Below are 21389 nucleotides of genomic sequence, written 5' to 3' on the forward strand. Positions count from 1 at the left end.
ATATGACTTTGTAGAGCAACTTTATATAGATGAGGGCCTTATTAGGTAAGTTGGACAAATCCGTGAGGATCGATAGGGCTGTCCTATAAGGACGACGAAGCCGGTTCACCTCGACGACCCGCACGTCCGGATCTGTGAGAGGCCCATGCAATTGCGCATGGACCTTGTTTTAGTGTTGTACTGATTTTAATCAACATGCTACACACTATGTTTATTCTCAAACATTTATTGTATTTTCCTATAATCGCTTGGGGTTATGCCCGTACTATTCTTAAATAAACGATAAAAATACGAACTACTCGTAAACCCTGTTTTTTCAGCGATATCAACAATGGTGTATTCAGAAGTCTTCAGTAGCTCTTTGGCTTTATTCAACCGCATTTCGCTAATTTTATCAGATAGTGCTTTTGTGGTTAATTGTTTATATAACCGGCTGAAATAAATTGGAGACATCGATAACTCGTCTGCAATTGAATTTAAGCACAGGCTGGAATTGCAATAATCTCGCTCAATAATTTGATGTACTTTTCTAATGAGATCTTCTTGTTTTGTACTTCGTTTCTCTTCAAGTTTTTGATTTATTTCTTCAAATATCTTGAAATACGGAGTGTTGATTTCTTCCATGGTTTCAACATGGTTTGGAAGTAAGAACGTTGTATCGAATTCGGGTATCGTTAAAATCGCATTGTTCTTTTTTAGTGCCCTCAAGACGTTATTAACGGTGAGTGCTAAATGCGATATGACAAGTTGAACAACGATGAAAGAATATTCTGATATTTCTCCTACGATATCGATATAAAAGCTGCGGGCCTTATCCACATTTCCTGACATTAAGGATTCAATGAACTGTTTTTCTTTGTGAACGGGAAACATATATTCTTTGGATTTTAAGTTCATAATGTCAACCGAAAAGAGGATGCTGCCGTGTCCTTTGAATAATCGATGGTAAGAAGCCTCAAGTACTTGCTTGTAGACTAAAATGCATTGCTCGATGGATTCCTTCACAGGACTAATGGTAATCGAGATGGATAACTTCAAATGCTTGGTAATTGACAACTGCATAAGCTCCGCCATTTCTATCAGCGAATCCCGTTCCATATTATTAAGCGGATCATGGAAGTTGAGTATAAGTAAAAGACTATCATCGCCCATATCAATGGCTTCGATTTGAAAGATCGGTGAGGCAATTTCCGTGCAAACGTTCATTATGCCGTATTTGAGCAATGTAATATCATCTTTGTATTTCTCGAGAACTGATGGGAACTGATCAATCCGTACCAAAACAATCAAGGATTTACTATTAACCATAAGTCCTGAATTGAAGTATTGCAATTTTTGTTGCAAGACCTCAGCTTTATTGTTTTCTCTACCTAAAATCGTATTTCTAAGGAAATCCTGCTTGAGAATATGTTGATGATTACGTTTTTCTGTTTCCAGCGTTTTGAATTTGCGTATGACTTTGTCAATCGGGCGATATACACCATGGGATAAAGTTAACGAAATCAACAATCCTAAGAGAAGAATACCAATACAGATAAAGAATATTCGATACCTCATTTCACTTATTTCTTGAGTGATAGTGCTATAAGGGGTAATGCGAACATATTTCCAGCCTAATGAATCGGGTGAAGTATACGTTATTAAAGATTTAACTCCATCTACTGTGTCTACAAAATATGTAGATTCTGAAGTATCCTGAATAATTTTCTGTATATAGGTTTTATCAGACAGATCAGTTAGCATCGCTTGCTTGTCATTACTGGAATATAATATTCCATCCTTATTAATGATAAACGTGTTATGCTCCGATATCTCTTTCTCCGATTGTTCCATTCGCATGCCTAACCATGATGCCGAGATATTAACAACGACAGCTGTATTTAAATTGTTATTATCATCAATGACGCTATAACACAAGTAAGTGTAGCTTGATACTGGAGTGGTCTCAACCGAACCGATGTTATAAGTTCTGGGAATCGGTTGAAAGGGGCGATGTTCTTTGAATTTCTTAAAAAGATCTAGAATTCCATCATCATCAAGTTCGGACTTCGGTTGAATTCCGCTTCGTGCATTATTGGAACTAATATAGAACTGATTGGATTTCGCATTATATACATAAATGGATTCAATGAATGGTAAGGATGCGCGATAGTTATCAAGTTGTTGCTGTGCAAATATGACGTCATAGATATTCAAGTTCGCATAATACAACAATTTAGATACCGCAGAATCATAGTAAATCTGGGAGGACAGTGAGGTAACAGTCTCTGTCATAATAGATAATTCTGTTTTAATTTGATTCAGACTATTCGAATCGGAACGATAAACTTGTTTGAGTGCGATGCTTGTGAAGTTCATATAAAGAATAGTTGAAGTTATCAAAAGGGTAATAACAACACATCCAATAGAGCCAAGGAGTATTCGGCTATAAACTTTTTTATGCTCTCTAGACCATTGTTTCATCATTTTATGAAACCCCTTTCATCACTAGTCTGAGTATAATTCATCAGTTTGGTGCTTTCAATCAAATTTGTAATTTAACTGCCAATATTAGGTTAAATGTAGTGAATATTCACAAAAGTACAGAAAGTTCATACTTCAGAAGTACCGAGATTACAGCAATGTGCGGCATTGTACAGTATATTATCGAATTATCCTCCTTTATGATTTGGAAGTAATGATTCACGAGTAATTCTATTCAGGAGGAGGTCAGTCATGTTTAAGAAGAAAGGTTTTTTATATGAATTAAATAAGAATAAAATCATGTTTTTGATGATAGCACCGACACTGCTTTTTTTCTTAATTAATTCTTATTTTCCAATGGTCGGCATCTATTATGCATTCACAAGTTATGATTTTGCAGGTGGTTTATTTGGAAGTCCGTTTGTAGGATTAGACAATTTTAAATTTTTATCTCAATCTGGAATTCTGTTAAAGTTAACAATCAATACGCTTGGATACAACGTGGTGTTTATCATATTAGGTAACGTGATATCTATAGGGGCTGCAATCCTATTAAGTGAAGTCCGAGGTAAGTTATTTAAAAAATTATCACAATCCATTATGTTTCTACCCTACTTCGTTTCGTTTGTTCTGATTAGTGTGTTAGCGTTTAACATGTTTAATGCTGATTCCGGTTTTGTTAATCAGGTACTAACATCGTTCGGATTCGATCCTGTAGACATATACAATACACCATGGCTCTGGCCAATTCTGATTACAGCATTTTATATATGGAAAAATCTAGGTTACTCCATGGTTATTTATCTTGCATCCATTATGGGAATCAGCGATGAGTATTACGAAGCTGCCAAAATGGATGGTGCAAATATTTTTCATCGAATCTGGTATATTACCATACCTATGCTGAAGGCAACATTTATCGTTCTGCTCTTATTTGCACTCGGAAGCATTATGAAAGGTCAATTCGATCTGTTCTATCAGCTTGTCGGGAACAACGGAGTGCTCTTCAACGTTACGGATATTGTCGATACTTACGTTTATCGATCTTTGAAAGTTAATTTTGATATTGGTATGGCAACTGCTGCTGGCTTGTATCAGTCTATCTTCGGATTTGTAATGATTATGACAGTGAATTATATCATCAAGAAAATTAATGATGATTATGCATTGTTCTAAAATAGGGAGGAGGGATTACATTGGATGACAACATTCTAAGTTCTAGAATTTTCCGCATGATGGCTTACCTGATCATTACGATTTTTTCCTTGCTCTGTCTCTTTCCTTTCATTCTGATCATTTCAGGCTCATTAACAGCCAATGAATCCATTATTCGTGACGGTTTTCACTTCATTCCTAAAGTGTTCTCGCTGGAAGGTTATGAAATGGTGTTTACTTTTCCGGCTCAGCTACTCAAGGCTTATAGTGTTACGATTTTTGTAACTGTGGTTGGAACACTGCTGGGATTGTTTCTTATTACGATGGCAGGTTATGTTCTGCAGAGGAAAGATTTCAAGTATCGCAATCACTTGTCCTTCTTCATTTATTTCACAACGCTGTTTGGAGGGGGGCTTGTGCCCTGGTACATCATGCTGACCACATACTTTGGGCTGACAGACACCTATGCCGTACTTATATTACCTGGTCTTATGACACCTTTTCTCATTATTTTAATGAAAAACTTTATCAAATCTGCGATTCCGGAAGAATTATTCGAATCAGCCAAAATCGATGGCGCGAACGACTTTAGGATCTACTACAGTGTCGTGCTGAAGCTTGCTATGCCTGGTATAGCGACTGTCGGTCTGTTCCTTGCTCTGACGTACTGGAACGACTGGTTCATGTCTTCCTTGTTCATTAATGACGCTAGCATGTATCAGCTTCAATACTACTTGTATAACACGGTCAATACCATGATGTTCGTTTCTCAAATGGCCACTGGAACTGGGGTGTCCCTTGGGCGCGAAATTCCGACGGAATCGACCAAGATGGCGATGGCGATCGTCGTTACAGGACCAATTATTTTCTTGTATCCGTTTGTGCAGCGATATTTCGTGAAGGGATTAACGATTGGTGCGGTGAAGGGTTAGTACCGAAAGCAAACGAAAGAAACTCGTATGCGATCGGCTGACATATATATTTTTCAATTTAAGGGGAGGGTTAGTATGAGAAAAGGGAAAAAGAAATTGTTAACGATCAGTACGTCTTTATTCTTAACTGCAAGTTTGTTTGCTGGCTGCAGTAGTACTGCGAAAACTGGGGAGACTACGTCAAATACCAGCACGGAGACTCCAGCTGTAAAAGAAGCGACTGTAAAAGAAGCAACTGGAATCGACACATCCAAAAAAGTGGAGCTTCAGTTCTATATGCTAGGCGATGCCCCAAAGGATTTAAAGCTCATTCAGGATGAAGTTAACAAACTGGCTTTAGAAGATTTGAATGCAACCGTCAAATTCAACTTCACAACCTGGACAGACTGGGATCAGAAGTATAAGCTTCTGTTGTCCTCAGGGCAGCCGATTGACCTGATCTTTACGGCAGAATGGACAAATTACCAGTCATATGCGAAGAAAGGAGCTTTCCTTCCGATAGATGATCTCTTACCGAAGGCTGCACCTAAGCTACAAGCATATGTACCGCAGGATTTCTGGGAAGCAGTCAAGGTTGACAAGAAAATTTACACAGTTCCAGCGATCTGGAAGGAGTATGTAAACGATGGTATTGCCTATCGGGAAGATTTGCGTAAAAAGTATAATTTGCCAAAGCCGGAATCACTCGAAACTCTAGAGCAGTATTTGGATGGCATACGCAAGAATGAACCGGATATGCTGCCTCTGGCGGATACTGAGGTTAGTCATGTAGATTCCGTCCGTCAAATGACAACTAAAGTAGTGAATACCAACGATAAAGTTCCATATGGACTTAACATCATGTATGACACCCCAAGAGACGTAACCAGCTATTGGGGCTCTCCGCAGCATTTGGAAGATTTAAAAATGTTCAGGAGTTGGCAGGAAAAAGGGTTCTTTATGAAGAATATGCTGAACATTAAAGATAGTGGTAGTGATATATTTGCCGCCGGTAAAGCCGCAGCAATTTTAGGATCTGAGAATCCAAACCGCTTTGGTGATGCTGTTGTCAAAGTGAAATCACTGCACCCGGATTGGGAGCTAGGCTATACCCCATATCCAAATATAAAAGGGTTTGCTTCACCCGTTCACCCGATTCATAATGGCTTTGCCATCCCACGCAGTAGCAAAAACCCAGAGAGAGCGCTTGCTTTCTATGAGAAATTGGTCACGGATAAACGCTACAATTGGCTGACGCAATACGGTATCGAAGGCAAAAATTTTGAAATTGAGGATGGGAAATATTACAAAATGCTTGGTGATGCCCAATCAAACGGTTTCACAAGAGAAGGTATGAATGGATGGGCATGGAGAAATCCGGAGTTCATGTTGTTTGATAAGAGCTATCAAGCTGTGCTAGACATGTTCGATGAAATGGATAAGATAGCGAAGCCGAATATTTTCCAAGGCTTCGGAGAGGATTGGACGTCTTATCAAGCAGAGAAGGCTGCCCTTCTACAAGTTGAAAAGCAATACTTATATCCTTTGAATGATGGTATGGTTAAGGATGTTGAAGGCGGCCTGAAGTTATTTATGGAAAAGGCCAAAAAAGCTGGTCTCGATAAAATTCAAGCGGAATACACGAAGCAATGGGTACAGTATTTGGATGATTCAAACATTAAGTAAGCTAGTCTAGAGTTACTTAGAGAGAACAACAGGACTAAGGTCCTGTTGTTCTCTTCTATTCGATAAGGGGGATAATATTTATGAAAGTTCATTTTCATGGAACAGCTGCATTCGAAGGAATTCCTTCTTTATTCTGTCATTGCGAGACTTGCAAGCAAGCCAAAGTACTTGGTGGGAAAAATATTCGTACACGCACTTCGGTCTTGATTGATGAAGTACTTAAGATTGATTTTCCGGCGGACACCTTACATCATTCCATTCGTGATTCTGTAGATATGGATAAGGTTCGTGATTTATTGTTTACACATTCACATTCAGATCATTTGTATCCTGAAGATTTACTGATTCGTGCGTTTGGTTATGCCCAATTTAATGAAGAGGAAGAACTCCATCTGTATGGGCATGACTTGCCTATTAAGCACTGCAGTCAATTGCTTGCCACGGAAAGGCATCGATTCCAATTCCACAATTTGAAACCCTTTGAAACCGTACACACGCAAACAGCTACGATTACCCCATTGCTTGCCAACCATGATCCTAAAGAAACTTGTTTATTGTACTTAATAGAGAAGGACGGCAAAACCATCTTCTATGGTCACGACAGCGGCTGGTTTCCCAAACCGACTTGGGACTGGTTGAAAGGGAAGAAACTGGATCTTGCCATACTGGAATGTACGACGGGGAATGCCGAACAATGCGACGGTCATATGAATGTCAAGGATACACTAAAAACACGGGATTGGTTAGTAGAGAATCATGTTATGCAAGCAGAAGGACGAATCGTAGTCACTCATTTCTCTCATAATGCGCATCTATTGCATGAAGATTTGGTTCAAATTTTTGAGCAGAGTGGTATCACGGTAGCCTATGATGGGATGCAACTGGAAATATGAGTTAGCGCATATGTGAAATGAGGATATTTCTATGATTTCAATGGCATTCTTATTAGTTCTATTTTCAGGTTTCACACATGCGGTATGGAACCTATTTACAAAGAGAAGTCTGAATAAATACGTATTTCTCTGGTCCATTCATATTGTAGGTACAGTAATTCTACTTCCTTATTTTATAATTGAACTGCTCCAAGTTGAGCTGCAAGTAGAGACAGTTGGCTATATGGTGATATCTGCTTTTTTCCAAGGGATGTACTTTATATTCCTCTCCAAATCGTATTCCTACGGTGATTTATCACAGACCTATCCAATCATGCGAGGCACTGGCGTCATGTTAGTGACCTTGTTAAGTGTTGTGTTATTCGGGGATTCATTATCTATGGCAGGCTGGATAGGCTTTTGTTGTATCTTAGCAGGGCTCTTTATTATTAGTGGAATCGTTAATCGTCATGCAAATCAAGGGGAATCAGCACATTCCATATCCATTCTGTATGCAATTGTAGTAGGGATCTGTGTTGCGGGCTATACATTAATGGATAAACTGATTGTCCAGCAATTATCGCCACTATCCACGCTTGAATTATCCAATATTAATTATGTAATTGTTCCTTTCTCCACTAGCCTCAATTGCGCCCATACATGAAATTGGAACTGTGATAGGTACGATTCTTGGTATACTTGTACTAAAAGAGAAGCAAGGACTTCGACGAATTATCATGTCGGCTGTGATTACCTGTGGGATCATCTCCATTGCTTTATGGGGATAAGTTGGGTCTATACCCAATGCAGAAATGTATAAGATGAGGAATTGGAAGCTTTGAACTATCTAGTCGCTTGACCACATGGTGACAACGAACACTGCGAACGGATCATATTTACTTGGAAATATAGGACTGATTCTTAGGGGAATTCGGATAGAAAAGCTATGATAAGACCTGAAATACACAAAAAACTCACCTAATATCATGGGCGGCATGATGTAATTATTACATCACGAACTCTGATCTACTAGTGTGTGTAAGGCTCCCGAGAGGGAGCCTTATTTCAATAGATCACATTCTCTGATAGAATTAAAGTGGGTTTTAATCTATCGTAGGCATTCTTTTTCATTTTGTCGGTTAGATCATACTGTTGTGTTTATGACGGAACGGGTATCCATTATCATGGACAAATATAAAGTTTTTATCATGGTAATCTGTGAATATGGTTTTATTCATTGGTTTGGAAGATATAACAGAAGCATTCACAATAACTAAATAAATACTTTAGTGTCTCCTATATAGGTAACAGGGTTATTTCATTATTGGTCGGTGGTTGACAAAAATAACAGCAAGATTTATATTTTAGGTAAGCGTTTACCTACAAAGTTGCTTTATTGATTAAATTTTTATAGATGGTAAGTAATTGAGATGCTAAGTCGCTTATATTTATTGTTCATGACAGGTAAAAGAGGAATCGATATATATGAATCCAAACGCTTCAAATAATCCAACGATAAAAGATGTAGCAAGGAAGGCCAATGTCTCTATAGCCACTGTGTCTCGGGTGCTTAATAATTTGTCCGGGTATTCGGACAAAACGGAGCAAAAGGTAAATCAGGTTATTAAAGAAATAGGCTATCAACCCAATGCAATTGCTCGTGGTCTCATCAATAAACGTACGCAGACGATCGGGGTTATGTTCCCGAATGTATCGAGTTATTTCTCTGCGGACATCCTTCATGGTATTGAAGAGTTCGCCAACGACCATAACTACAGTGTATTTGTCTGCAATACGGATGAGGATGGCAAGCGTACGATGAAATACCTGCATGTGTTGCGGGAGAAACAGGTGGACGGTATTATATTCTCCAGCGAAATGCTGAAGGAAGAGTATTATGAAGTACTACAAGCGATGAAAGTTCCTGTTGTGCTGGTATCCTCCAAAGCGGATTATGCTTCCGTACCCTACATCAAAGTGGATGATAAGCAGGCCGCGTATGATGCGGTACAATATTTAATCTTACATGGTCACCGTGAAATTGCTATGGTTAGCGGAACCGAGACGGATACAATGGCTGGAACTACCAGAGTTGAAGGCTACCTGAAAGCGTTACAGGATTATGGGATTCCTTTTAAAGAGAATTATCTAGTCTATGGAAATTTCACGTTTGATGAGGGATGTATAGCTATGGAGAAGCTGATTCAGAATGCGCCGGAGGCTACTGCTATCTTTGCGGCAAGTGATGAAATGGCGGTTGCAGTTCTGGCCGTTGCTGCTAAGCATGGTCTCAAGATTCCTGATGACATTTCTGTGATTGGCTACGATAATCTGAAGCTTGCTGAAATGGCAGTGCCGCCTTTAACAACGGTGGATCAGCGGCTGTATGACATGGGGAAATTAGCTACTGGGAAACTAATTGATATGATTGAGAATCACTGCGTGGCCGATAGTAGTATTATGCCTCATAGGATTGTTGAAAGGCAGACAGTAAGGCGACTTACTTGATTCCTTTTTTCGATATAACGTAAACGTTTACTGCATGAATCTTAAACGTAGTATTTGAGAGAGGGGACTTGAAATAAGAGGAAAGATTAACACATGAACATAACGTAAACGTTTACTCCTGTGAATTGATTAATTAAATAGTAGAAATAACTAAGAGCTGGAATAATAACTATAACCATAAATTTTTTAAAGGGGATTACATGATGAAAAAAGTAATTAAACCTATTTTGGCAGGCGTACTAGCGATCTCTTTACTTAGTGCATGTGGTAATAATGGTAATTCTGAAGGAGCAGGCGGCAAGGTCGAAGTTGAATTCTTCCAAGGTAAAGCTGAAGCTAAAGCCACTTTCGACAAGTTGATTACCAAGTTCAACGAGGCTAACCCAGATATTAAGGTAACCCAAGTGAATCCACCGGATGCAGAAACAGTTCTGAAGACACGCGTAGCGAAGAAGGATATTCCTGATGTAGTGGGAATGGGGGCAACGGATACGTTCTCGACACTCTCCAAAAGTGGACTGTTTGAAGATTTTACAAATGATCCATTGATTAAGGATATCCAACCCGCATATCTAGAAATGCTGACAAATATGACAGGGTTGACGGAGATGAATGGTGTTCCTTTCTCAACCAATGCGAACGGTGTTATTTATAACAAAGCGATCTTCAAAGAGCTGAACCTTACGATTCCGAAAACATGGGATGAGTTCATGGCAGTTGCTCAAAAGGTTAAGGATTCCGGCCAAAATGCTTTTTATCTCACACTAAAGGATGCTTGGACAACACTTTCCATTTTCAATCCTCTAGAAAGTAATATCGTTGGTCTTGATTTCTTCGCACAGCGTGCAGCAGGCACAGTAACGTTCAAGGATACGTATCGTGAGGTTGCTGAGAAGCAGCTTAAGGTACTGGATTTTGCTCAGAAGGATGTATTTGGTAAGAATTATAATGACGGTAACACTGCTTTTGCTAAAGGCGAGTCTGCCATGTACCTACAAGGCGTATGGGCTATTCCAGAAATTCAAAAGGCAAACCCTGCTATTGAATTAGGTGTATTCCCATTCCCAAGCACAAATGATGCAACGAAGAATAAGCTTGTTTCCGGTGTGGATACATTGCTAACGGTTGCTAAGAGCTCGAAGCATAAAGAAGAGGCCAAGAAATTTGTAGCCTTCTTGCTTCAACCAGATAACATTAAACAATATATCTCCGAACAAAAAGCATTCTCAGCTGTGACAGGTGTGACACAAGACGATGCTAGTGTGGCTGATCTGAAGGAATCATTCGAAAGTGGTAATTTGATCGATTTCGCGGATCACTATATCCCTGCTGGTATGAAAGTAGAGACAATTTTTCAAGAATTCTTGCAAAAGAAAGATATTGACGCGTATCTGACTAAATTCGATACCGAGTGGGATAAAATTAGTAACCGTAAATAATACAGAAATGCGCGGAGATAAGTATGAAGTGCTCTTGTCTCCGCTGTTTCTTTAGAAGGGAGAACCAACATATGGCTAAACGCCGCATTGCCTTTTACCTGATGACTATACCTGCTTTGTTGCTGTTCTTTACTTTTCATACCTTCCCTGCGTTGCAAGGGATCTTTTATGCATTTACGAACTGGGATGGTTTTGGCGAAAGTTACGATTTTGTAGGATTCAAGAACTTTGTGAACCTCTTTAAAGATGAGAATGTGATTAATTCATATATATTTACTTTTAAATATGCGATTGTCGTGACCATCTTAATTAATGTGATAAGCTTGCTTATTGCTTTGGGATTGAACGCAAAGATCAAATTCAAGAACTTTTTTCGTGGTGTATATTTCTTGCCTAACATTCTCAGCGTACTTATTGTTGGTTTCATCTTCAACTACTTATTCTCCAATGTTCTCACGACCTGGGGAGCGAAAATGGGTAGTGAATTTCTCTCGCAAAATATTCTCGGTAACGCCGATTGGGCGTGGATCGGGATTGTTATAGTTGCTGTATGGCAGGGGATCGCGTTTAATACGATTTTGTATTTGGCTGGACTCCAGACGATTCCAAAGGATTTGTATGAAGCATCGAATCTGGATGGAGCAGGCAAGTTTAGAGAATTCATTAGTATTACTTTTCCTTTACTGGCTTCCTTCTTCACTATAAATATGGTGCTTGCTATGAAGAGCGGACTGATGGTGTTCGATCAGATCGTTGCTCTGACGGGAGGCGGTCCGGGACGTTCGACACAATCCATTGCACTGCTTATTTATACAGGAGGATTCCAAGGTGGAGAATTTGCCTACCAATCGGCGAACGCTGTCATTTACTTTATTGTTATCATCGTAATCTCGGTGCTTCAGCTTAAATTTTTACAGAAACGGGAGATGGATATGTGATGAGAAAAACAACGAATTGGACCAGTACTATACTTATTGCGTTGGGCTCACTGCTCATCTTGTTCCCGCTCTATATGACAATCAGCATCGCATTGAAAAACCCAGAGGAAATGGCTCTTTCTATCTTCTCGCTACCGACGGGACTTCACTTTGAGAATTTTCGCAATGCAATCGAAGCGACCAATTTTTTCAATGCTCTAAAGAACAGCGTTGTTATTACCGTCATTTCGGTAGTATTCATTCTTCTAACCAACTCGATGGTGGCTTATGCCATTGCGCGAAATATGAAGGACAAGTTCTTCAAAGTATTGTACTTCTATTTCATTAGCGCGATGTTCATTCCTTTCCAGATCATTATGCTGCCTGTGGTTAAGGTAACGACGGACCTTCATATGAATAACATTGTTGGGTTAATTATTCTCTATGTCGTGTATGGGCTTGCCTTTAATATTTTTGTGTATGTTGGTTATATCCGTTCGATTCCGTATGAGCTTGAAGAAGCGGCGACGATGGATGGGGCTTCGACATGGGGGACGTATTGGAAAATCATTTTCCCACTCCTTGCACCGATCAGCGCAACGATTGGGATATTATCCTGCTTGTCCACTTGGAATGACTTTATGTTGCCACTTATTTTGCTGGGAGATCAGAATTCCTACACGCTTCCGCTTGTGCAATATGTGTTCCAAGGACAGTTCGGTACCGACTTCAATCTGGCGTTCGCTTCTTACCTGCTTGCTTTAACGCCGATGGTCATTGTGTATCTGTTCGCGCAAAAATGGATTATTGGCGGGATTACTCAGGGTGCGATTAAATCATGAACCCTACGTATAAATAGGAAAGAGTATTATTTGCATCTGTTAAGTAAAATACTGCCGTTCCCTTATCTAGGGAGCGATTGTCTTTGAAGCCATGAATTCACAACTAAAAGTTGGGGTTCATGGCTTCTTCGTCTTTTAATCGGCATATGCATTCGACCCATTTCAATGACGTTGTTTCTCTTCTCTGGAACGCTATTAGTTGGGGTAGGTATAGCTATTGGAAATGTTCTGTTGCCAGTCGTTGTAAAAGATAAATTTCCACAAAAATTCGGTCTGATGACAAGTATATATTCAACTTCAATGGGATTGTTTGCATCGTTGGCATCCGGGATTAGTATTCCTTTAGCAAATGATCTAAACCTTGGGTGGCAGGGAGCCTTAATTGTATAGGGGTTGCCTGAAATCATACACAATTATGGCATAAGGAAATAAGCCCATATTTAGGTGAGGTTTTACCTGAAGTGATCTAGTTATTGTTTTACACTTGAACTCGAAGTGAGTTGTTGTTTAGCTAATCTCTTGGTATCATTCATATGATGGTTTAACACAACTTACATAGAATTACATAGGAGGTACCCCTGATGAGAGTCATCATAGCCGATGATGAGCGGTTAATTAGATTGGCGCTTCGCAGTATGATAGAGGAGATGTCTTTAAATATTCAGATTGTAGCTGAAGCGAAGAATGGTAGCGAATTAGTGAAATTGGTAGACGAATATCATCCTGAGCTCGTCTTCGTGGATATTCGAATGCCTGAAATGAATGGATTAGAAGCGATGGATCAGGGAAGTCAATTATCGCCCCATACGCAGTGGATTGTCCTGACAGGATTCTCGGAATTTGAATATGTTCGGGAAGCGATGCGGCTTCGAGCGGTTGACTATTTATTGAAACCTATCGGACCAGAAGAGCTTGAGGTTAGTGTATCGAAGGTAGCTGCGGAGCTTGAGGCAAAAGCCAAGCAACTAGACAACCTTTTTGAAACCGCTGTCAATTCCTTACTACATGGTACAAGATCTATGGAAGAGATTAATTCGAGGTATCCATTGCAGGATTTTCGGTTATCGATAACTTTGTTTGGAATAGACAGTCATATGCCTGAACTAGACAAGACAAGGCTTCGTTATCAATGGATTCATGGACTGAAAGAGACGTATGCAAGACAAGTACCTTTCTCTATATTAGAACATGCAATCTCCTTCGTAACGTTTCCCAATGGGGATATTGCCCAAATTATCGGATGGCATAAAGATGCGGAAGAGCGAACTCAAGGCTATGTCTCAGAGATGAATGACATGTTGAATCAGCAAATGAAAGATTACGAGAGAAGTACTTGTATAGTATCTGGATTTCAGTCTGAGTACGCTATGGAATTAGTTAATTTAGAAAAGAAGCTACTACAGCTTCAGGAGTTACTACCATTACGCCGAATATTGCCTTCCAGGAGATTATGGATGGAGCAGGATGTGCGCTTGATGATGGATAAGCCTCATTATAGAGATATTATTGAGCGAATGGATAATCTATGTAGGCTTGCTTATATGCAGGATTTCTTTCAATATACGAATGAATTGAAACAACTGGAGCCGATGATGAATACTTTGGCTCATCAGGACCCCAATGCATTGGAGTATCTCCGAGAATCTCTGAACGTTTCTTTAGGATGTAGACTAGAAGGTAATCAGTCTATGGATCAATGGATGAAATCGCTCGAAAGTGTTCAAGAGAGTCGGTTGGCTGAACAATCGCTGGCTGAATTGTCGCAGGGTGATCTTATTCAAAGGGTACAAAATTATGTGAATATGAATTATATGAACGATATAGGAATTGGACAAATTGCTAGTGATATGGATGTGACCCCGAATTATTTGAGCTCATTATTTCATAAGAAGATGGGCAAGACCTTTACGAAGTTTCTTACTCACATTCGGATGGTCAAAGCGAAGGAGTTATTATTGACTAACCCTGCTCTTAAAGTGCAGGAAGTAGCCGAACGAGTCGGCTACTATAGCACACGTCATTTTACAAAGTTGTTTCTGGATCATTTCGATTGTTATCCGTCGGAACTTCATCAGAAGTCGGCAACAAAGCAATTGTAATGGTAGATACTGTACCTTTGCTAACTGTGCTCTGGATATCAAACGATGCATTGTCTTTGCCATAGGCAAGGAGCAAGCGTTCACGGATATTCTGTAGACCTACACTGTTGGAACTAGAAGCTGTGTGCGTAGCGGTATTAAATCCAATCCCATTATCCGCGATGATGATCTGAACGGAGATGATTCCGTTGTCATAGATTGTTGTGGCACCAATTGTGACGTTACATGCATGATTCGCTGGCTCACACCCATGAATAATGGCGTTCTCTAACAATGGCTGAAGCAATAGCTTCGGAAGACGAAATGTTCCCAAATCAGGTTCATAAGACTGATAAATTAATCTCGCTTATGTGCACTAATGAATGCTATATTACCATCTGCAGCAACAGCTTGTTTATACCAGGATTGTTGTTGATAAGAAAAATCACGAATGGGTCCCGTTATCTCGTTCGTATCTGTGACATATACCGTCCCATCACTTGAGATGAGAAGTGTGCCTAATATATCTTTTCTAGTATTTTGTAGCATTAGAGGAAGGGTTTCATTCAATGCACGATCCGTAAGTAGCTTCGTATAATCATTTGCCTTATCGTATTGGTTTGTCGCTTTGAACTTTAATGCATTCATAACATCTTCATTCCAGAATGGCATAATCGTAATACGTTCCAAGTCATCCAAGTAGGTTTCGATGTTACGAGCCATGGCTTTTAGGGTTCCTTCGGTTAGGACCTGCTTCTCCTCTGTTATCATCGTCTGATAGTAATACGGAATGACGAAGCCGATTAGTAGAACGGGAATCATCATGGTCATGATAAAGAGAAGCGTTAATTTGAACCGCATTGTATAGAGATGTCGTTGCAAGTCGAAAGCACCCTCTTTTTACTGTGTAGTGGAATTAATATATTGCTATGACAGCATAACGTAGTTTATCTATTTCGAATAGGGTGTGTAGATTTGGTCGGATAGATCGTTGTTTTAGGGCATGTGTAAGCGCGTTCACCGATGATATATTAAATATATAAATAATTCAATTTTTTTATAGGGGGAACAAAAAATGAGGAAAAAATGGCTATCTATATCATGTCTTACGCTAGCTGTAGTTACAGCACTTACGGCATGTGGATCTAATGGAGAAGGAGATAAATCTTCTAATACGGCAGATGGTAAAGCAGATAAGAACGTTACTCTAACGGTTTCTACAAATGTCGTGGGTGAGCAAGCGACAGTGCTTCAAGATATTGCGAACAAATTTATGACAGACAATCCTACGATTAAAGTGGAGTTCAGCGCACCGGGGAAAGATTATGAGAATACGATGAAGGTCAAGATGGCCTCTAAGGATATGCCTGATGTCTTCGCAACACATGGTTGGTCGAAGAATCGTTATGGTGAATATCTAGCTGATCTATCAGGAGAAGCTTGGGCGGCGGATTTAGATCCTTCTATTAAGTCAAGTGTAACGGATGAATCAGGTAAGCTCTATGTGCTTCCTATGGATCAGGATAAATCAGGTCCGGTGTATAACATTGATCTATTGAAAGAATACGGATTAGAAGTACCTAAGACGTATGATGAGTTCTTAGCTGCAGCTGAAGTAATTAAGACGAAGAGTGATGGAAAAGTAGTTGCCATTCATATCGGTGGAGCTGATGCATGGCCTATCGGACAGTGGTTTGATTTCATGGCAACACCGATGTTGATTAGTGCGGAACAGAATTCGGCACAAGCGTTACTAGACGGCACATTTGATTGGACGAAGTTCGATGAACTACCGCAAATGTTCAAAGACTTTTATGATAAAGGTTATTTCAATAAAGACATTTTAACTTCGAAATACAGCGACTCTGCTAAAGCTTTTGCAGAAGGAAAAGCAGTATTCGGATTCTACGGACCTTATTTCATTGAAGAAGCAAAGAACATTAATCCGAACTTGAATGCAGGGCTTATGCCAATTCCTTCGATCCAAGCTAACGATACGCCAACTTTTGCTGGAGGAGAGAAAACAACTTGGGGTGTATGGAAAGATTCTAAGAACATCGAAGCTGCAAAGAAATTCGTTGCTTACTATGCGCAAGCTGAGAATACTTCGGCTGTGGCGAAATCGAACCAATTACCACCAGGACTTAGCAGTGTGAAAATCGACGCAGGTGAATTAACAACTTACTATGAGAAATACAAAGATACGCCAGTACTTCCTTTCTTTGACCGTGTGTATTTGCCAAACGGCATGTGGGATGTGTTGTGTAAGAATGGACAAGACATTCTTGCAGGTGGTATTGATGCAAGACAATACTCCGAGAACATGAAGAAAGAATTCGAACGTCTTAGTGCAAACAAATAATGTGAAGTAATAACTTCAAAGTAGGCACCTAGGAGAGCTGAAATAAGGTTCCTGGGTGCCTTTTGAAGTTCGAGGAGAAAGGGTTGGTGTAAGTGAAGAAGAAAATGTGGGGTTCCTCGACGATTTTGAACGTCATGTACGTCCCAGCGTTACTTTTTTTTGCCGTATTTATTTTTTATCCTTTTATTGAGGGGATTCGCATTTCCTTTACGAATTGGGATGGATATTCACAGCAGTTCAGCTATGTAGGATTTGAGAAATACATCAATATGTTAACGGATAAGAATACATGGACAACGATGAGCAATACCGTGATTTATGGATTTGGCAGTACGTTACTTCAGAATGTGTTGGGTCTTGCTTATGCGTTATTCCTGGATCAGCAATTACGTGCTAAAGGTCTCGTAAGAACGATCGTATATTTACCGGTTATTATCAGTTCATTAATTATGGGGTACATTTGGTACTTCTTCTTCCAATTTGATGGTGGAGCTATCAATGATATCATGGCATTATTCGGCGCACAGCCGGTAGACTGGCTAGCTAATGGTCCACGGGCAGTAGGGATCATTACATTTGTTAACACGTTCCAATTCATGGGTGTAGCGATGACTATCTATGTTGCGGGGTTACAGTCTATTCCAAAGGACTACTATGAGGCTGCTTCTATTGACGGGGCGAACTGGTGGTCACAATTCAAAAACATCACACTTCCACTCTTAATGCCTGCGATCACGATTAACGTCGTGTTGAACATCATTGGCGGTCTGAAGTTGTTCGATGTAATCGTTGCGATGACAAACGGCGGACCAGGGTATGCTTCTTCTTCCTTGTCCACGATGATGTATAATTTATACTTTGCAAGACAAGATGCAGGTTATGCGGCAGCGTTAGGTAATTTCATGTTCTTATTTATTGCGATTGTCAGCATTACCTCACTGATTCTCTTGAAGCGGAAAGAGGTGAAGATTTAATATGAGAACGTTAAAATATAGCATTTTAACTTTAATAGGAATCGTTCACTTAATTCCATTCTACATCTTACTAGGTATGGCGTTGAAGCCAACAGAGGATACGAGCTCGAAGTGGATATTCCCAACGAATATGACAATGGATAACTTTGTGAACGCTTGGAATCAAGCTCATTTGAGTCAGGCACTGATCAATAATGTCATTATTACGGGGTCTTCGGTTGTATTGATCGTATTGATCGGTGCATTAGCATCCTATCCATTATCGCGTTTTCAGACGAAGTGGAATCAGTTTATTTATTTGTTATGTATCTCTTGTATGATTGTTCCTGCATTGACTATTCTCGTACCCCTATATTCGATGATTGTGGATATGGGTGGGATTAATACGTACTGGGCAGCTATTCTAACCCAAGTGACGTTCCAGCTTCCATTGACGATTTTCTTATTCACCGGATTTATTAGTTCGGTTCCAAGAGAATTGGATGAGGCGGGATCGATCGATGGTTGCAACAAGTTCATGATTTTCTTCCGAATCATTCTACCGCTGTTGAAGCCAATAACGGCAACGGTTATTATTCTTACGGGACTCAATGTATGGAATGACTATCAATTCTCGATTTTCCTTTTACAAAAAGTATCTGTACAGACGATTCCAGTAGCTCTATCTCAGTTTATCTCACAGTTCCAGAACCAAATTAGCTGGGTGGCTGCGGGATGTGTTATCGGGATGTTACCGGTTACGATTCTCTATTTATTCTTACAAAAATACTTCATTCGCGGTCTAGCGGATGGTGCTGTGAAAGGTTAGGTAAATCATATGGGAATTGTATATGACGATAATAAACGTATTTTTCATTTGAAATCTAGAACGACCAGTTATATATTTCAGGCCGATCATCGTGGTTACTTGATTCACTTGTATTGGGGACGGCCTATATCGGATGGAGATCTAACACAGTTTCTACCGATTATAGAACGACCTTTCTCTCCAATGACGGATGCGAATGAGCCGTATTTCTCGCTTGATGTAGTTGCACAAGAATATCCAGGATACGGAACATCGGATTATCGTCAGCCAGCCTACCAGATGTCCTTCAAGGATGGATCGACTGCAGCGGAACTACTGTATCAATCTCATCGTACGTTTGCGGGTAAATCCAGGTTAGAGGGGCTTCCAGCGACTTACGTAGAGTCTGATGATGAAGCAACTACACTGGAGATTACGCTTCTTGATCCGATTTCTCAGATGGAAGTATGCTTAAGTTATACCGTTTATGAAAGTCTCGGAGCCATCATAAGATCCGTTCGTTATGTGAATCGAGGGGAGCAGAAGGTTCAATTGCTCCGTACATTGAGTGCGAGTGTGGATTTCCATCATCAATCGTTAGAATGGATTCAGTTATCGGGAGCATGGGCGAAGGAACGCTGGCTACATCGTAACTCTCTTGCTCCTGGTATCCAATCCGTTGAAAGTCGTCGAGGCTCAAGTAGTCATCAGCATAATCCATTTATAGCCTTGGTTGAGTCAAGCACGACAGAAGATCGTGGGGACGCATATGGATTTAGCTTCGTCTACAGTGGAAACTTTCTTGCTTCTGTTGAAGTAGATCAGCATCAGACGACGCGAGTAAGTATGGGAATCAATCCATTTGATTTCAAGTGGCTCCTTGAGCCGGGAGAGTCATTTCAGACGCCAGAAGTCGTGATGGTCTATTCGAATGAGGGATTAGGCGGGATGTCTCGACAGTATCACAAGCTATATCGTACACGTCTGGCTCGTGGACAATATCGTGATCAAGTCCGTCCAATTCTTGTGAACAACTGGGAAGCGACCTATTTTGACTTCAATGAAGAGAAGATTGTGAGTCTTGCGGATGAAGCCAAGGATATGGGGATTGAATTGTTCGTGTTGGATGATGGTTGGTTTGGAAAGCGAGATAATGATCGTACATCCCTAGGGGACTGGTTCGAGAATCGCAGTAAATTACCGAACGGACTTGCTGGATTAGCGAAGGAGCTTAATGATCGAGATTTGAAATTCGGGCTCTGGCTGGAGCCGGAAATGGTCTCTGTGGAGAGCGAATTGTATCAAGCTCATCCGGATTGGTGCCTGCATATTCCGAATCGTCGTCGAACTGAAGGAAGATTCCAACTTATTTTGGATCTATCCCGTCAAGAAGTATGTGATGCCTTAATTGAAAAATTAAGCGGTGTGTTATCTTCTGCACCAATCAGCTATGTGAAGTGGGATATGAATCGCAATATGACAGAGATTGGATCGGCAGGTCTACCACCAGAACGCCAGCGGGAGACAGCACATCGATATATGCTAGGGTTGTATCACGTCTTGGAGACGATCACAGAACGGTTTCCACATATTCTATTCGAGAGCTGCTCAGGCGGTGGGGGACGATTTGATCCAGGTATGTTGCATTACATGCCGCAGACGTGGACGAGTGATAACTCGGATGCGATTGAGCGTCTGAAGATCCAATATGGTACTAGCTTAGTCTATCCTGTGAGCTCAATGGGCGCACATGTCACTGCTGTACCGAATCATCAGGTACATCGGCATACGCCACTCAGTACGCGTGGAGATGTAGCATTGTCAGGTAATTTCGGTTATGAGCTAGATTTGACGAAGATGACAGAAGCAGAGAAGATGCTTGTTCAACAGCAGATTAAGCAATGCAAAGATGTACGACACTTGACGTTTAACGGGGATTTCTATCGCTTAAGCAGCCCGTTTGAAGGTAATGAGACAGCATGGATGTTCGTGTCAGAAGATCAAGACGAAGCGTTAGTCTTCTGGATTAAGGTATTAGCAGAGCCAGCGGAGCCGTTGCGTCGTCTGAAGCTTAGAGGCTTAGACCTGGCAACCGTATACGTGGAACAAGCAACAGGTATGACATTACATGGAGATACATTGATGCATGCGGGTGTACAGATTCCGGTTACGCTAGGTGATTTCCAAAGTGTGAGCTGGCACTTCAAGCGTGTAACGAAGGCATAGAATGACATAGATTAGGGCTATCTTCTTACATGGCGATGCGATGTGATCTGAAGATAGCCCTATTTTGCAGAAATTACCGATTGTTACCTATATGTATGGATCTGAGAATATTATTGATATAAGTCAAAAGGTGTTGATAAATGGACTGGACTTCAAACATTAGGCTTTC

17 protein-coding genes are annotated in these 21389 nt (G+C 40.4%); 14 read left to right on the top strand and 3 right to left on the bottom strand.

From position 1 onward, the window contains the following. Positions 1–225: 225 nt before the first annotated feature. The gene (locus BW961_RS06225; RefSeq protein WP_068582213.1) at positions 226–2466 is read right to left on the bottom strand and encodes an AraC family transcriptional regulator; all 2241 of its coding nucleotides are present in this window, start codon (positions 2464–2466) and stop codon (positions 226–228) included. A 249-nt stretch (positions 2467–2715) separates the two neighbouring features. On the opposite strand from BW961_RS06225, the gene BW961_RS06230 reads away from it, so the two are divergent. The 10 genes from BW961_RS06230 to BW961_RS06280 all read left to right on the top strand — a co-directional run bounded on the left by BW961_RS06230 (position 2716) and on the right by BW961_RS06280 (position 14892). Then, positions 2716–3639 carry an ABC transporter permease gene (locus tag BW961_RS06230; protein WP_082867387.1) on the top strand — a complete coding sequence of 308 codons (924 nt, stop codon included), beginning with the start codon at positions 2716–2718 and terminating at the stop codon, positions 3637–3639. Positions 3640–3695: 56 nt separating this feature from the next. Beyond that, the gene (locus BW961_RS06235; RefSeq protein ID WP_394327602.1) at positions 3696–4550 is read left to right on the top strand and encodes a carbohydrate ABC transporter permease; all 855 of its coding nucleotides are present in this window, start codon (positions 3696–3698) and stop codon (positions 4548–4550) included. Positions 4551–4625: 75 nt separating this feature from the next. Further along, positions 4626–6215, top strand: a complete 1590-nt coding sequence (locus BW961_RS06240; RefSeq protein WP_068582220.1) for an extracellular solute-binding protein — start codon at positions 4626–4628, stop codon at positions 6213–6215. 80 nt (positions 6216–6295) lie between these two features. Next, positions 6296–7108: an MBL fold metallo-hydrolase gene (locus BW961_RS06245; RefSeq protein WP_068582223.1), complete on the top strand. Its 813-nt coding sequence runs from the start codon at positions 6296–6298 to the stop codon at positions 7106–7108. A 31-nt stretch (positions 7109–7139) separates the two neighbouring features. Then, on the top strand, positions 7140–7751 hold the full coding sequence (locus BW961_RS06250; protein ID WP_244555889.1) for an SMR family transporter: 612 nt from the start codon (positions 7140–7142) through the stop codon (positions 7749–7751). A gap of 821 nt (positions 7752–8572) precedes the next feature. Further along, a complete protein-coding gene (locus BW961_RS06255) occupies positions 8573–9595 on the top strand; it encodes a LacI family DNA-binding transcriptional regulator (protein ID WP_068582224.1) in 1023 nt (340 codons plus the stop codon). Between the two features lie 203 nt (positions 9596–9798). Then, on the top strand, positions 9799–11034 hold the full coding sequence (locus BW961_RS06260; protein ID WP_068582226.1) for an ABC transporter substrate-binding protein: 1236 nt from the start codon (positions 9799–9801) through the stop codon (positions 11032–11034). 71 nt (positions 11035–11105) lie between these two features. Then, positions 11106–11972 (top strand): carbohydrate ABC transporter permease, encoded by an 867-nt coding sequence (locus BW961_RS06265; protein ID WP_068582228.1) that lies wholly within the window; start codon positions 11106–11108, stop codon positions 11970–11972. Continuing rightward, positions 11972–12793 (top strand): carbohydrate ABC transporter permease, encoded by an 822-nt coding sequence (locus BW961_RS06270; protein ID WP_068582230.1) that lies wholly within the window; start codon positions 11972–11974, stop codon positions 12791–12793. Before BW961_RS06265 ends, BW961_RS06270 begins: the two co-directional genes overlap by 1 nt. 581 nt (positions 12794–13374) lie before the next feature. Continuing rightward, a complete protein-coding gene (locus BW961_RS06280; protein WP_068582235.1) occupies positions 13375–14892 on the top strand; it encodes a response regulator transcription factor in 1518 nt (505 codons plus the stop codon). Here the strand turns inward: BW961_RS06280 and BW961_RS29790 are convergent. Both BW961_RS29790 and BW961_RS06285 read right to left on the bottom strand, forming a co-directional pair. Continuing rightward, a complete protein-coding gene (locus BW961_RS29790) occupies positions 14816–15205 on the bottom strand; it encodes a sensor histidine kinase (RefSeq protein WP_139331550.1) in 390 nt (129 codons plus the stop codon). The two genes, BW961_RS06280 and BW961_RS29790, sit on opposite strands and share 77 nt — an antisense overlap. 23 nt (positions 15206–15228) lie before the next feature. Next, on the bottom strand, positions 15229–15753 hold the full coding sequence (locus BW961_RS06285; protein WP_076576707.1) for a cache domain-containing protein: 525 nt from the start codon (positions 15751–15753) through the stop codon (positions 15229–15231). A gap of 193 nt (positions 15754–15946) precedes the next feature. Here BW961_RS06285 and BW961_RS06290 point away from each other — a divergent pair, with 193 nt between their 5' ends. The 4 genes from BW961_RS06290 to BW961_RS06305 all read left to right on the top strand — a co-directional run bounded on the left by BW961_RS06290 (position 15947) and on the right by BW961_RS06305 (position 21220). Further along, complete coding sequence (locus tag BW961_RS06290) at positions 15947–17233, top strand: ABC transporter substrate-binding protein (protein ID WP_068582243.1); 1287 nt, start codon at positions 15947–15949, stop codon at positions 17231–17233. 104 nt (positions 17234–17337) lie between these two features. After that, positions 17338–18207, top strand: coding sequence for a carbohydrate ABC transporter permease (locus BW961_RS06295; protein ID WP_068582328.1), 870 nt, complete (start codon positions 17338–17340; stop codon positions 18205–18207). A gap of 1 nt (position 18208) precedes the next feature. Continuing rightward, entirely contained in the window at positions 18209–19015 is an 807-nt protein-coding gene (locus BW961_RS06300) for a carbohydrate ABC transporter permease (protein WP_068582245.1), read from the top strand. 9 nt (positions 19016–19024) lie between these two features. After that, positions 19025–21220, top strand: coding sequence for an alpha-galactosidase (locus BW961_RS06305; protein ID WP_068582247.1), 2196 nt, complete (start codon positions 19025–19027; stop codon positions 21218–21220). Positions 21221–21389: the final 169 nt, after the last annotated feature.

This window comes from Paenibacillus macquariensis (genome assembly GCF_900156375.1).
Taxonomy (GTDB): Bacteria; Bacillota; Bacilli; order Paenibacillales; family Paenibacillaceae; genus Paenibacillus_AQ; species Paenibacillus_AQ macquariensis.